This window comes from Pseudomonas sp. NPDC088885, assembly GCF_044750025.1.
GTDB classification, from domain to species: Bacteria; Pseudomonadota; Gammaproteobacteria; order Pseudomonadales; family Pseudomonadaceae; genus Aquipseudomonas; species Aquipseudomonas rustica.
This window is the reverse complement of sequence record NZ_JBIVJB010000095.1, coordinates 3,493-17,427: the sequence shown is the minus strand read 5'-3', so window position 1 is coordinate 17,427 and position 13,935 is coordinate 3,493. Positions and strand designations below refer to the sequence as shown.

General features: G+C 59.2%; 15 protein-coding genes. 3 read left to right on the top strand and 12 right to left on the bottom strand.

The window, feature by feature from the left end; translation table 11 throughout:
- On the bottom strand, window positions 1-69 hold a 69-nt coding region (locus tag ACIP1X_RS24165), incomplete at its 3' end, for a hypothetical protein (RefSeq protein ID WP_400755473.1).
- A 253-nt stretch (window positions 70-322) separates the two neighbouring features.
- Window positions 323-1,081, bottom strand: coding sequence for a Nif3-like dinuclear metal center hexameric protein (locus ACIP1X_RS24160; RefSeq protein WP_400755471.1), 759 nt, complete (start codon window positions 1,079-1,081; stop codon window positions 323-325).
- Between the two features lie 103 nt (window positions 1,082-1,184).
- Between ACIP1X_RS24160 and algW the strand changes: the two genes are divergently transcribed.
- From algW to ACIP1X_RS24145, 3 genes are all read left to right on the top strand, one after another.
- Entirely contained in the window at window positions 1,185-2,342 is a 1,158-nt protein-coding gene (algW, locus tag ACIP1X_RS24155; protein WP_400755470.1) for a Do family serine endopeptidase AlgW, read from the top strand.
- Between the two features lie 88 nt (window positions 2,343-2,430).
- On the top strand, window positions 2,431-4,536 hold the full coding sequence (locus tag ACIP1X_RS24150) for a TonB-dependent siderophore receptor (RefSeq protein WP_400755468.1): 2,106 nt from the start codon (window positions 2,431-2,433) through the stop codon (window positions 4,534-4,536).
- A gap of 12 nt (window positions 4,537-4,548) precedes the next feature.
- Entirely contained in the window at window positions 4,549-5,268 is a 720-nt protein-coding gene (locus ACIP1X_RS24145; protein ID WP_053117124.1) for a DUF4198 domain-containing protein, read from the top strand.
- Between the two features lie 119 nt (window positions 5,269-5,387).
- Here ACIP1X_RS24145 and hisC read toward each other — a convergent pair whose 3' ends face one another.
- The 10 genes from hisC to ACIP1X_RS24095 form a co-directional block, all read right to left on the bottom strand.
- Window positions 5,388-6,440, bottom strand: a complete 1,053-nt coding sequence (gene hisC / locus ACIP1X_RS24140) for a histidinol-phosphate transaminase (RefSeq protein ID WP_400755465.1) — start codon at window positions 6,438-6,440, stop codon at window positions 5,388-5,390.
- A 3-nt stretch (window positions 6,441-6,443) separates the two neighbouring features.
- The gene (gene hisD / locus ACIP1X_RS24135) at window positions 6,444-7,769 is read right to left on the bottom strand and encodes a histidinol dehydrogenase (protein WP_400755464.1); all 1,326 of its coding nucleotides are present in this window, start codon (window positions 7,767-7,769) and stop codon (window positions 6,444-6,446) included.
- A 377-nt stretch (window positions 7,770-8,146) separates the two neighbouring features.
- On the bottom strand, window positions 8,147-8,782 hold the full coding sequence (gene hisG, locus ACIP1X_RS24130; protein ID WP_053117119.1) for an ATP phosphoribosyltransferase: 636 nt from the start codon (window positions 8,780-8,782) through the stop codon (window positions 8,147-8,149).
- A 127-nt stretch (window positions 8,783-8,909) separates the two neighbouring features.
- Window positions 8,910-10,175, bottom strand: coding sequence for a UDP-N-acetylglucosamine 1-carboxyvinyltransferase (gene murA, locus ACIP1X_RS24125; protein WP_053117117.1), 1,266 nt, complete (start codon window positions 10,173-10,175; stop codon window positions 8,910-8,912).
- 22 nt (window positions 10,176-10,197) lie between these two features.
- Window positions 10,198-10,437 carry a BolA family protein gene (locus tag ACIP1X_RS24120; RefSeq protein ID WP_007912386.1) on the bottom strand — a complete coding sequence of 80 codons (240 nt, stop codon included), beginning with the start codon at window positions 10,435-10,437 and terminating at the stop codon, window positions 10,198-10,200.
- Between the two features lie 115 nt (window positions 10,438-10,552).
- Window positions 10,553-10,858: a lipid asymmetry maintenance protein MlaB gene (locus ACIP1X_RS24115; RefSeq protein WP_212549714.1), complete on the bottom strand. Its 306-nt coding sequence runs from the start codon at window positions 10,856-10,858 to the stop codon at window positions 10,553-10,555.
- Window positions 10,855-11,502, bottom strand: a complete 648-nt coding sequence (locus tag ACIP1X_RS24110; protein WP_053117113.1) for a phospholipid-binding protein MlaC — start codon at window positions 11,500-11,502, stop codon at window positions 10,855-10,857. The genes ACIP1X_RS24115 and ACIP1X_RS24110 overlap by 4 nt, the downstream gene beginning before the upstream one ends.
- A 10-nt stretch (window positions 11,503-11,512) precedes the next feature.
- Entirely contained in the window at window positions 11,513-11,980 is a 468-nt protein-coding gene (gene mlaD, locus ACIP1X_RS24105) for an outer membrane lipid asymmetry maintenance protein MlaD (protein WP_053117111.1), read from the bottom strand.
- Window positions 11,980-12,777: a lipid asymmetry maintenance ABC transporter permease subunit MlaE gene (gene mlaE / locus ACIP1X_RS24100; protein WP_053117109.1), complete on the bottom strand. Its 798-nt coding sequence runs from the start codon at window positions 12,775-12,777 to the stop codon at window positions 11,980-11,982. The genes mlaD and mlaE overlap by 1 nt, the downstream gene beginning before the upstream one ends.
- The gene (locus ACIP1X_RS24095) at window positions 12,777-13,586 is read right to left on the bottom strand and encodes an ATP-binding cassette domain-containing protein (protein WP_053117107.1); all 810 of its coding nucleotides are present in this window, start codon (window positions 13,584-13,586) and stop codon (window positions 12,777-12,779) included. Before ACIP1X_RS24095 ends, mlaE begins: the two co-directional genes overlap by 1 nt.
- Between the last annotated feature and the right edge of the window lie 349 nt (window positions 13,587-13,935).

The window sequence follows — 13,935 nt, the reverse complement described above, 5'->3', positions numbered from 1 at the left end:
GGCCACCTCGCGGATGATGTGGATGCTTTCCGCCTCCAGCTGTTTCAGATGCGTCAGTTTGTCGACCATGGCTACTCACGAAAACATTCTTATGAACGGCCAGCGGGCCGTGTTCGAGCGGGGAATCCTAGCACAGCGACCTTCTTCTAATCAGGACGCGGGCTAGAACGAAAGGGCATATGAATATGCCCACCAGTTCGGCCGATGGGGACCAATGTGGGAGCGAGCTTGCTCGCGAAAGCGGTGTGCCATTCAACAATGATGGCGACTGATACGGCCTCTTCGCGAGCAAGCTCGCTCCCACAGGGATTTGCGGTGGTTTTCAGATCGGGTTGGGGCAGTCGATGAAGATGTGTTCGAGGGCGAAGCGTTTTGCCAGGTAATCGCCCAGTGCCTGCACGCCGTAACGTTCGGTGGCGTGGTGGCCGGCGGCGATGAAGCTGATGTCGTTTTCGCGAGCGCTGTGGAAGGTCTGCTCGGAGGCTTCGCCACTGAGAAACAAATCGACACCCGCCGCGACGCCGTGATCGATGTAGCCTTGGCCACCGCCAGTGCACCAGCCGACCCGACGAATCATCGGGTTGCCTTCAATCAGCAGCGGCTCACGGCCCATGACTTCCTGCACTTTGCGGGCGAAGTCGCGTGCGGTCATCGGGTCTTTCAACGAGCCGACCAGGCCAACGATTTTCAGGTTATCCGGATCCAGCGGCCCTTCGACGGTGATGTCCAGTTGGCGAGCAAGCTGCACGTTATTGCCCACATCCGGGTGCAGATCCAGCGGCAAGTGATAGGCGAGCAAGCTGATGTCGTGCTTGAGCAGCGTCTTCAACCGGCGCTGTTTCATGCCGGTGATGCACGGGTTTTCGCCCTTCCAGAAGTAACCGTGATGCACCAGCACCAGATCCGCCCCGGCCTCAACGGCAGCGTCGAGCAAGGCCTGACTGGCAGTGACGCCGCTGACAATGCGCATCACCTGCGGCCGGCCTTCGACCTGCAAGCCATTGGGGCAATAATCGGCGATTTTCGCACTGCCAAGGTAACGGTCGGCTTCTTCGACGAGGGTGCTGAGGGCGACGGCCATGAAAGACTCCTAAATATCCCGTTCAGAGGCACGCGCGGCCTCGTATAATGCGCGACATTATGGGCGGTCTGACCCCGCCTGCAACTTTTCCAGGACGTGCTTAATGTTCAAGGCGCTGCGTTTTATGGGCTGGCCGCTATTGGCCGGTGTGCTTATCGCTCTGTTGATTATTCAGCGTTACCCGCAATGGGTCGGGCTGCCGAGCCTCGACGTCAACCTGCAACAGGCCCCGCAAACCACCAGCGTGCAGCAGGGCCCGGTGTCCTATGCCGACGCGGTGACCATCGCGGCGCCGTCGGTGGTCAACCTGTACACCACCAAAGTCATCAACAAGCCGAACCATCCGCTGTTTGAGGATCCGCAGTTCCGCCGCTTCTTCGGTGACAACTCGCCGAAGCAGAAGCGTATGGAATCGAGCCTCGGTTCCGGCGTGATCATGAGCCCGGAAGGCTACATCCTCACCAACAACCACGTTACCAGCGGCGCCGATCAGATCGTCGTGGCGTTGAAGGACGGTCGTGAAACCCTCGCCCGCGTCATCGGCAGCGACCCGGAAACCGACCTCGCCGTCCTCAAGATCGACCTGAAAAACCTGCCGGCAATCACCGTCGGCCGCTCTGACAACATCCGTATCGGCGACGTTGCGCTGGCCATCGGCAACCCGTTCGGTGTCGGCCAGACCGTGACCATGGGCATCATCAGCGCCACCGGCCGCAACCAGTTGGGCCTGAACAACTACGAAGACTTCATCCAGACCGACGCGGCGATCAACCCGGGCAACTCCGGCGGCGCACTGGTCGATGCCAACGGCAACCTCACCGGCATCAACACGGCGATCTTCTCCAAGTCCGGCGGCTCGCAAGGCATCGGTTTTGCCATTCCGGTGAAACTGGCGATGGAAGTGATGAAGTCGATTATTGAGCACGGTCAGGTGATTCGTGGCTGGCTGGGCATTGAAGTGCAGCCGCTGACCCAGGAACTGGCCGAGTCGTTTGGCTTGTCCGGGCGTCCGGGGATTGTCGTGGCGGGGATCTTCCGCGATGGCCCGGCACAGAAGGCTGGTCTGCAATTGGGTGACGTGATCCTGAGCATTGATGGCGAGCCGGCCGGTGACGGTCGTCGCTCGATGAACCAGGTTGCGCGGATTAAACCGACTGACAAGGTGACGATTCAGGTGATGCGTAACGGCAAGGAGCTGAAGCTCTCGGCTGAAATCGGCCTGCGTCCGCCGCCGGCGCCGGTGCAGGAAAAAGAAGAGTAAAACTTTTTTCGCGCCAGGCGCGCGAATAAAAGACACTCTCAAAAGGCATGTTATATTGTTTCAATTATAGGAATTGGAACAACATAACATGTCGTCTCGAACAAAGGCCTCCCTGCTCGGCCTGAGCCTCGGTTTGCTGGTTGATCCAGCCTTCGCCGAAGAACCGCAACCCCTCGAACTCGACGCCATCAGCGTCATCTCCGATTACGAATCGCCGACCGGCCCGGTCAAGGGTTATCGCGCCACGCGTTCGTCCAGTGCGACCAAAACCGACACGGCGATTCGTGATATCCCGCAGGCAATCAGCGTGGTACCCGCCAGCGTGCTCAAGGATCTGGGCAGCAGCAGCGTCGAGCGCGCATTGGATTTTGCTGGCGGCGTGTCGAAGCAGAACAACTTCGGTGGCCTGACGCTTTACGAGTACAGCGTGCGCGGTTTCACCACCTCTGAGTTCTACAAGGACGGTTTCAGCGCCAATCGCGGTTATCCGAGCACGCCGGATGCGGCCAACATCGAGCGCATTGAGGTGCTCAAAGGCCCGGCGGCCAGCCTGTACGGTCGAGGCGATCCGGGCGGCACGGTGAACATCGTCACCAAGAAACCGCAGCCCGAAGCCTTTACCACGCTGCAAACCAGCGCCGGCAGTTGGGATCGCTATCGCACCGCGCTCGACGTCAACACGCCGCTGGATGATCAGGGCGATGTGCTCTCGCGGATCAACCTCGCGGTCGAGGACAACAACAGTTTTCGCGATCACGTCGACAGCAAGCGCGTGTTCGTCGCGCCTTCGATCAGTTGGCAATTGAACCCGGACACATCGCTGTTGGTGGAAAGCGAAATCGTCCGCCACAGCTCCACGTTTGATCGCGGCATCGTTGCGCCGAACAACCGATGGAGCGGCGTGTCGCGCTCAACCTTCCTCGGTGAGCCCAACGACGGCAACATCGACAACCACAACAACCTGCTGCAAGCGACCCTCGAACATCACCTCAACGACAGCTGGAAGTTGCGCCTGGCCAGTCATTACAAGGACGGCAAACTCTGGGGCTTCGCTTCGGAAGCGCGTCCGCTGAACGCCGACGGCCACACCGTCAACCGCCGCTATCGCGAGCGCGACACCAACTGGCACGACAGCATCACCCAACTGGAGCTGCGTGGCCTGTTCGACCTCGGCCCTTGGCAGCACGAATTGCTGATCGGCACCGAGTACGAGAACTTCCGCAAGAACGAGCGCGTCACCACGATTGCTGGCGGCCCCTACGCGATTGACATCTACAACCCGATCTACGGCCAGCCGAAACCCAACGGTGCACGTTCGGGCACGGATACTTTCGAACACGTCGAAAGCCATGCGCTGAACCTGCAGGATCAAATCATCTTCACCGACAAACTGCGCGGGATGATCGGTGCGCGTTTCGAACATTTCGATCAACACATCGACGATCACAGCCGCAACGCCACGAGCAACCAACGGCATGACGCCCTCACCCAACGCGCTGGTCTGCTCTATCAACTGACGCCGCAAACCGGTCTGTTCGCCAACGCCTCGACCTCGTTCAAACCGAACAATGGCCTCGACGCGTCCGGCAAATCCTTCGACCCGGAAGAGGGCGTCGGCTACGAAGTCGGCATCAAGAACGAGCTGTTCGACGAGCGCCTGAGCAGCACCCTCGCCTTCTTCCACATCGACAAGGAAAACGTCCTCGCCCTCGACCCGGGCACCGACACCAGCCGCGCGATGGGCAAGGCGCGCAGTCGCGGCTTCGATTGGCAAGTCACCGGGCAAGTCACCGATGCGGTGCGGGTGATCGGCGCCTTCGCCTACATCGACGCCGAAGTCACTCAGGGTGACGCGGTGATTCCCACCGGCAGCCGCATCCTCGGCGTGGCCAAACGCAGTGGCAGTCTGCTCGGGGTGTATGAGTTTCAGGATGGCCGTTTGCGCGGCTCGGACGTTGGCGCGGCGTTCACTTATGTCGGCGACCGCTCCGGTGAATCCGGCAGCGATTTTGAATTGCCGGCCTATCACACCGTCGACCTGCTGGCCCACTACAAGGCCAGCGATAACGTCACCGTCGGCCTGAACCTGAACAACCTCTTCGACGAAAAGTATTACGAGCGCTCGTACAGCAATTACTGGGTCAACCCAGGCGAGCCGCGCAATTTCACCGTCAGCCTGACACTCAATCTGTAAAAGGACGTCACCATGCAATACGGCAAAACCCTCGTGCTCATCGCCGCCCTGTTCGCCGGCCAAGTCTCGGCTCATGGCCTGTGGACCGAACAACGGCGCGGCAATATCGAAGTGATCTACGGCCATGGCGCCGAAGACAACGCGTTCAAGGCGCAAAAAATCAGCGGCGCCTGGGCTTATGACGCGGGCGGCAAGATGATTCCGGTCAGCGTTGAACGGCTCGCCGATCACGCACGTTTGAAACCGCTGAAGTCGCCGGCGGTGATGGCCGTGGCGCTGAATAACGGCATGTGGTCGCAGACCGCTGACAAGAAGTGGGTCAATGAGGGCCGCAGCAAAGTACCGGGCGCTGTCGAGGCGACGGAGACGTTTAAATACAGTCTGGCGATTTATCAGCCGGGGGCGAAGTTGCCGAAGCTGGATCAGATCAAGCTGCTGATTGTGCCGGAGGTTGATCCACTGACGGTGGGGCCGGGGAAATCATTGCCGGTACGGGTGTTGCTGGATGGCAAACCGGCGGCGGGGGTGAAGTTGATTGGCGACTATCGCAATGCGCCGAACACGTTGAGCGCCGAGACGGATAAGGATGGCCGGGCGCAGGTATTGGTGAGAAATGAAGGGCTGAATGTGATTGCGGCGCAGGTTGAGGTGCCGGTGAAGGACAGTGCTGATGTGAATAGTCGTGGGTTGTTCAGCTCACTGACCTTTCTTGGCGAACCGCATCACGAGTAACCACCACAAATCCCCTGTAGGAGTGAGCCTGCTCGCGATTGCGGTGTGTCATTCAACTCACATGTTGAATGCTGAAACGCATCGCGAGCAGGCTCACTCCTACAGGGTGCAGCGGTGGTTTAAAGGTTGCCCAGGCCGTCGATCAGCGCCTGATTCTGCTCCGGCGTGCCAATCGAAATCCGCAGAAACTGCGCAATCCGCTCCTGCTTGAAGTGCCGCACAATCACGCCTTGCTCGCGCAATTTAGCCGCCAGCCCCGCCGCATCATGCTGCGGATGCCGCGCAAAGATGAAGTTCGCCGCCGACGGCAACACCTCAAAACCCTTGGCCTGCAACTGAGCGATCACCCACTCGCGGCTCTCGATCACCAGACGGCAGGTCTTGTCGAAATACTCGCGATCTTCGAACGCGGCAGCAGCACCGACAATCGCCAGACGATCCAGCGGGTAGGAGTTGAAGCTGTTCTTGATCCGCTCCAGCGCCTCGATCAAGTCCGGATGCCCCACCGCCAGACCCACGCGCAAACCGGCCAGCGAGCGCGATTTGGACAGGGTCTGCGTCACCAGCAGGTTCGGATAACGATCGACCAGACTGATCGCCGTCTCGCCGCCGAAGTCGATATACGCCTCATCAACAACCACCACAGAATCCGGGCTGGCCTTGAGGATTTGCTCGACCGCTTCCAGCGCCAGCAGGCAACCGGTCGGGGCGTTCGGGTTAGGGAAAATGATCCCGCCGTTCGGCTTGGCATAGTCAGCCGGGTCGATCTGGAACTGCGCGTCCAGCGGCACCGCATCAAACTTGATGCCGTACAAACCGCAGTAAACCGGATAGAAGCTGTAGCTGATGTCCGGGAACAGCAGCGGCTGATCGTGTTGCAGCAGACCGTGGAAAATGTGCGCGAGCACTTCGTCCGAACCGTTGCCGAGGAACACCTGATTGCTCTGCACGCCGTAGTAGTTGGCGACTGCAGTTTTCAGCAGATCGCTGTTCGGATCCGGGTACAAGCGCAGGTTGTCATTCAGCTCGACCTGCATCGCCGCCAAGGCTTTTGGCGATGGGCCGTACGGGTTTTCGTTGGTGTTGAGCTTGACCAGTTTGGTCAGCTTCGGTTGTTCGCCCGGCACGTACGGCACCAGATTTTTAACGAACGGGCTCCAGAATTTGCTCATTTTTCAGTTTCCCTTCTGTTCGTCTTTGATGCGGTATTCGGCGCTGCGCGCGTGCGCGCTCAGCGATTCGCCACGGGCCAGCACGGAGGCAGTTTTACCCAGCTCGGAAGCACCGGCCTCGGAGCAGAAGATGATCGACGAACGCTTCTGGAAGTCATACACACCCAGTGGCGACGAAAACCGCGCAGTGCCGGAAGTCGGCAATACGTGGTTCGGGCCCGCGCAGTAATCGCCCAGCGCTTCGGAGGTGTGACGGCCCATAAAGATCGCGCCGGCGTGGCGGATCTGCGGCAGCCAGGCTTGCGGATCAGCGACCGACAACTCCAAGTGTTCCGGGGCGATGCGGTTGGCAACTTCGATGGCTTGGGCCATGTCCTTCACGTGAATCAAGGCACCACGGCCATTGATCGAGGTTTCGATGATGGTCGCGCGATCCATGGTCGGCAGCAGTTTGTCAATGCTGGCGGCGACCTTGTCGAGGAACTCGGCGTCCGGGCTGACCAGAATCGCCTGCGCGTCTTCGTCGTGCTCCGCTTGCGAGAACAGATCCATGGCGATCCAGTCCGGATCGGTCTGGCCGTCGCACACCACGAGAATTTCCGAAGGGCCGGCGATCATGTCGATTCCAACCTGACCGAACACGTGGCGCTTGGCCGTGGCGACATAGATGTTACCCGGGCCAACCACTTTGTCGACTTTCGGCACGCTTTCGGTGCCGTACGCCAACGCGGCAACGGCTTGTGCGCCACCGATGGTGAACACGCGGTCAACGCCAGCGATGCACGCCGCCGCCAGCACAAGTTCGTTGATTTCACCACGCGGGGTCGGCACGACCATGACCACTTCGGTCACGCCAGCGACTTTGGCCGGAATCGCGTTCATCAATACAGAGGACGGGTACGACGCCTTGCCACCGGGAACGTACAGACCGGCGCGATCCAGCGGCGTGACCTTCTGGCCCAGCACCGTGCCGTCAGCCTCGGTGTAGCTCCAGGAATCCTGCTTCTGTTTTTCGTGGTAGCTGCGCACGCGGGCCGCGGCTTTTTCCAGTGCTTCGCGCTGCGGCACGGTGATGCGCGTCAGCGCCAGTTCCAGACGCTCGCGCGGCAGGATCAGGTCGGCCATCGACGCGACTTGAAGGCCGTCGAACTTCTGGGTGAACTCGACCAGCGCCGCGTCACCGCGTTCGCGCACAGCCTTGATGATGTCCAGCACGCGCTGATTGACCGAGTCGTCAGACACACTTTCCCAGCTCAGCAGATGATCCAGATGATGCGCGAAATCCGGGTCAGCAGCGTTGAGTCGGCGAATTGCAGTCGTTGCGGTCATAGCGAGAGCCTCATAGGAATGGCAAAAACTCAGGCGCCCGAAGGTGCGCTGACGTTTAATAACGATCGCGTTGGTACTGTGCCCGTACCAGGCAAGGCGCGGGACGAAGGTAAGGGGTTTTTCCTTACCGAGTCCCGCAACGCTGCATGGTGCGGGCACAGTGCCAACCCGTAGGGCCTTGCTTCAAAAGGCTGGCCACTACGCGTTTTTTATACTTCTGAGAAATTGTTCTGCTGCAGTTAGATTGCCTTTTGGAGTAAGGCGCGGTCGTTATTAAACGTCAGCGCACCTTCCCTAGCCAGTCGTTTCCGCTTGGGCACCTGAGATTCTGGCTATGAGGCGGATAGACGGGCGCGACTTAACGTCGCGCAGGTGAATCAGCCGCGGTGTCGAGACTCCACTGCATTGCGCAGGGTGTCGATCAACGCCTGGATTCGGGCGTGTTGCATTTTCATCGAAGCCTTGTTGACCACCAGGCGCGAGCTGATCGTGGCGATCAGTTCCTGAGGTTCCAGGCCGTTGGCGCGCAGGGTGTTGCCGGTGTCGACGACGTCGATGATCTTGTCGGCGAGACCAATCAGCGGTGCCAGCTCCATCGAGCCGTAAAGCTTGATGATGTCGACCTGACGGCCCTGCTCGGCGTAGTAACGCTTGGCGACGTTGACGAACTTGGTCGCCACGCGCAGACGGCCCTTGGGCTCTGGCGCACCGATCTTGCCGGCGGTCATCAGTTTGCACTGCGCGATTTGCAGATCCAGTGGCTCGTACAGGCCCTGGCCGGTGTATTCCATCAACACGTCTTTACCGGCGACGCCGAGGTCGGCCGCGCCATGCTCGACATAGGTCGGCACGTCAGTGGCGCGCACGATCAGCAGACGTACGTCTGGCTGAGTCGTAGGAATAATCAGCTTGCGGCTCTTGTCCGGATTCTCGGTCGGCACGATGCCCGCTTCGGCGAGAAGCGGCAGGGTGTCGTCAAGGATGCGGCCCTTGGACAGTGCGATGGTCAACATGGGAAACGTCAGTCCTTATCAAGGTACTCATGCCCGGTCGCAATCGGCGCCGGACACACATCGAGCCGGAAACCGGCTCGACTCAAAACGAATTCAACGGACACGTCCCTGTGTCCAGGTGCAGCAATCAGCCCGGAACGCGACGGATCTTGGCGCCCAGCATCTGCAGTTTTTCTTCGATGCACTCGTAACCACGGTCTATGTGGTAGATGCGGTCGATCAGGGTGTCGCCTTCAGCAACCAGAGCCGAGATCACCAGGCTGGCCGAAGCACGCAGGTCGGTGGCCATGACTGGCGCGCCCTTGAGGACTTCAGTACCGGTAACGATGGCAGTGTTGCCTTCGACCTGGATCTTGGCGCCCATGCGGTGCAGTTCGTATACGTGCATGAAACGGTTTTCGAAGATCGTCTCGATCACCGCACCAGTGCCTTCGGCAATGGCGTTGAGCGAGATGAACTGTGCCTGCATGTCAGTCGGGAAAGCCGGGTACGGCGCGGTGCGCACGTTCACAGCTTTCGGACGCTTGCCGTGCATGTTCAGCTCGATCCAGTCTTCACCGCAGGTGATTTCTGCGCCGGCTTCACGGAGTTTATCCAGAACGGCTTCGAGGATGGTCGGATCGGTGTCCTTCACCTTGACGCGGCCACCGGTCACGGCAGCAGCGACCAGGTAGGTGCCGGTTTCGATACGGTCAGGCATCACTTTGTAGAAGCACGAACCCAGACGCTCGACGCCATCAATGGTGATGGTGTCGGTGCCGGCGCCGGAAACCTTGGCGCCCATGGCGTTGAGGAAGTTCGCCAGGTCAACCACTTCAGGTTCGCGAGCGGCGTTCTGCAACACGCTGCGGCCCTTGGCCAGAGCAGCGGCCATCATGATGTTCTCGGTACCGGTCACACTGACGGTATCGAAGAAGAAGCTTGCACCGCGCAGGCCACCTTCAGGCGCCTTGGCTTTGATGTAGCCGCCTTCGACGTCGATGACCGCGCCCATGGCTTCAAGACCACGGATGTGCAGGTCGACCGGACGCGAACCGATGGCGCAACCGCCAGGCAGTGCGACTTCGGCTTCACCGAAACGGGCAACCATCGGACCCAGTACCAGAATCGACGCACGCATGGTTTTCACCAGTTCGTACGGGGCGATCAGGGTCTTGATGGTGCGCGGGTCGATTTCGACGCTGAGTTTCTCGTCGATCACCGGCTCAATGCCCATGCGACCGAACAGCTCGATCATGGTGGTGATGTCGTGCAGATGCGGCAGGTTGCCAACGGTCACCGGGCCATCGCACAGCAGCGTGGCAGCCAGGATCGGCAGGGCAGAGTTCTTTGCCCCGGAAATGCGGATCTCGCCATCAAGACGAGCGCCACCGGTAATAATCAATTTATCCATAAGAATCTCGACGCCCTTAGGCTCAGGTGCGCTCGGCCCAGGCCGCGCTGCTGAAAAATTTCATAGTGACCGCATGGATGCTGCCATCGGTGATCCATGGGTTCAAATGGGCATAGATCTGCTGCTGACGCTTCACCGGGCTCAACGCCGCCAGTTCATCGCTAATCACGTTCAGCTGGAAATTGCAGCCTTCGCCCTCAACTTCTACCAACGTTCCGGGCAGCTTTCCTTCAAGGAAGCTCTTCACTTCTACGGCCTGCATGCTCAACCTCAATCGGCGCCCTGTGCGCACGGGTCGGACATCATACAAAAAAGCCCCGCGCCTGCGAACCCCGCATGGCAGGACTCTGACGGGGGGCTTCTTTAATGATGCGGGTTCAGGGATGCGCCAACAGCTCGGTCAGTTCGCTGACCTGAGCGATTTCGCGCATGTCTTCGGGCATTGCGCGGATGCTCACAGCCTTGCCGGCCGCTTGCGCATCGCGCATGAAGCACAGCAGCAACGACAGGCCGACGCTGCTGGACTTCTTCACTGCCGAACAATCGATGACCAGCGCTGACGCCTTGCTGGACTTGATCAACGCCTGCCCTTCCTTTCGCAAGTCAGGGCCGGTGCGGTAATCCAGCACTCCGCTGAGCAATAGCTCGTCGACATCACTCATACGAACTGCTGCCTCATTCATTGCGCTGGGTTCTTTTCGGTGGATTCCTTGGCCTTGGCCACTTCACCCGCCCAACCGTTGATGGTCTTGTCGAGGTCGTTGCCATTGCGCTGCATCGCGTCAGCGAACTGGTCACGGAACAGTTTGCCAATGTTGATGCCGTTGATGATCACGTTGCGCAGTTTCCACTCGCCGTTGATCTTCTCCAATGTGTACTGCACTGGATAGATCGCGCCGCTGCTGCCTTTTACAACCATGCCAACACTGGTGCGATCGCCCGACTCATCCTTGGCAGGATCGACGGTAATGCCCTGGTTGTTGTATTCAAGCAAGGCGTTGCCGTAGAACTGGAACAGACCTTTCTTGAAGTTTTCTTCGAAGGTCTTCATCTGCGCAGGGGTGGCCTTGCGCGAATACTTGACCGTCATGATGCTTTTGGAGATGCCCTCGGCGTCCACTACCGGCCCGACGATGGTGTTGAGCGCGGTGTAGAAATCGCTCGGATCCTGCTTGTACTTTTCTTTGTTGGCAGCCAGGTCGGCCAGCAACCGGGTGGTTGTGTCCTGAACCAGATCATGTGCCGAAGTCGCAGCAGCAACGGCATTACCCATCAACGGCAGGGCCGCGAGTAATACCAACAGACTGCGTCGCAAGATAGAGATCATTCAAAGCTCCTCATTTGGCATCTTTGCTAACGGTATTGAGCAGGAATTTACCGATCAGGTCTTCCAGTACCAGAGACGACTGCGTGTCGTGGATGGTTCCACCATCCGTCAGCGGCTTGTCTTCGCCACCGACGCTGATACCGATGTACTTCTCGCCCAGCAGACCCGCGGTCAGGATAGACGCTGTGGAGTCAGTCGGCAGGTTGTCGACCTTTTTATCCACTTGCAGGGTCACCCGACCGGTGAAGCTGTCGCGATCCAGATCGATCGCCGTGACCTTGCCGATGGTTACACCGGCCATGGTCACTTTGGCTCTGACCGTCAAACCGGCGATATTGTCAAAGTAGGCATAAAGTTTATACGTGTCGGTGGTCGATGTCGGAGACAGACCACTGACGCGCAGTGCAAGCAGCAGCAAAGCCAGGATCCCTGCCAGCAGGAACAGGCCGACACCGATTTCCAGGGTGCGGTTTTGCATCAGAAATCTCCAAACATCAAAGCGGTCAGAATAAAGTCCAGGCCGAGCACTGCCAGCGAGGCAAATACCACGGTCTTGGTGGTGGCACGACTGATCCCCTCGGAAGTGGGCTCGCAGTCATAGCCTTGGAATACGGCGATCCAGGTGACGACAAAGGCAAAAACTACACTCTTGATGACGCCATTGAGCACATCGCTGGTGAAGTTGACGCTGTTTTGCATGTTCGCCCAGTAGGAACCTTCATACACGCCCAACCAGTCAACAGCCACCCACGAACCGCCCCAGATACCCACCACGCTGAAAATCATCGCCAGCACCGGCAGGGAAATGAAGCCGGCCCACAGGCGCGGGGCAATGATGTACTTGAGCGGATCGACGCCGATCATTTCCAGGCTGGACAGTTGTTCGGTCGACTTCATGTTGCCGATTTCTGCAGTCAGCGCAGAACCGGCACGCCCGGCGAACAGTAGAGCAGTGACGACCGGGCCGAGTTCACGCAGCAACGTCAACGCAACCATCTGCCCGACCGCCTGCTCCGAACCGTAGCTCGACAGAATGCTGAAGCCCTGCAGCGCCAGCACCATGCCGATGAAAATCCCGGAAACAACAATGATCACCAGCGACATCACGCCGACTGAATGCAGCTGCTTGACCAGCAGGCCGAAGCCGCCGCTGATACCGCCACGCCCCAGCAAGGCATGAAACAGGAACAACGTTGCCCGACCGAACACCGCGATGGCGTCGATCGCAGCTGCGCCGAAACGGCGTACGCGTTCTATTAATGAAAGTCTGCGCATCAACGCTTCCCCAGAAGATCTGCGCGGTAATCCGTCGCTGGAAAGTGGTACGCCACCGGGCCATCCGGGTTGCCGGTCATGAATTGACGGATACGCGGCTCGTCCGAGTTCATCAACTCGTCCGGCGTGCCCTGCCCCAACACCTGACCATCACCAACGACATAAATGTAGTCGGCGATGCTCGCGGTCTCGGCCAGATCGTGGGAAACCACGATACTGGTGATCCCCAGCGCATCGTTAAGCAGACGGATCAGGCGCACCAACACGCCCATGGCGATTGGATCCTGACCGACGAACGGTTCGTCATACATGAGAATCTGTGGGTCGAGGGCAATGGCGCGGGCCAATGCAACACGACGCTTCATGCCACCGGACAGCTCATCAGGCATCAGCTCGATGGCGCCGCGCAAACCCACCGCCTGCAATTTGAGCAGGACGATGTCGCGGATCATTTCTTCCGGCAACTCGGTATGAACGCGCAGGGGGAAAGCGACGTTCTCGAAAACATCGAGATCGGTGAACAGGGCACCGCTCTGAAACAGCACACCCATGTGCTTGCGCGCGTCGAACAGATCGCTGCGCGAAAGCTTCGGCAGGTTCTGACCGTTGACCCAGACCTCACCGCTGGAGGGACGCAATTGCGCGCCCATCAACCGCAGCAGCGTGGTCTTGCCACACCCGGAAGGCCCCATGATGCCGGTGACCTTGCCGCGCGGGATACGGATATCGACGTTATTGAAAATGCTGCGCGCACCGCGCTTGAAGGAGACTCCCTTCAGCTCGACCGCGTAGGCGTTATCGGCACTCATCTAAACTCCTTGCGATGCAGCCTCTCACTCGGACGCCAGGCTTTCCTGGAAAAGCACATACATCCCGGGCAGGCCGAACTGGCGGCGAACTATATCACTGCAAAGGGCGCGCGCCCAAGGCTTGTGCCGGGCCGTGTTCAACGATATGACAGGGTTACAGACGCTTTTTCGGGCTTTTAGTTACGGCGAATGACAAAGCACGACGAACTTGCGTGAGGCTTTGCAACATAACCGCTATAATCGCCGCCTTTTCATCGGGCTATACGATTTCTGACATGAGCCAAACCAGCGACCTGATTCAATCGGCACAACGCACCATCCGCCTCGAAGTGGAAGCCGTTCAAGGCTT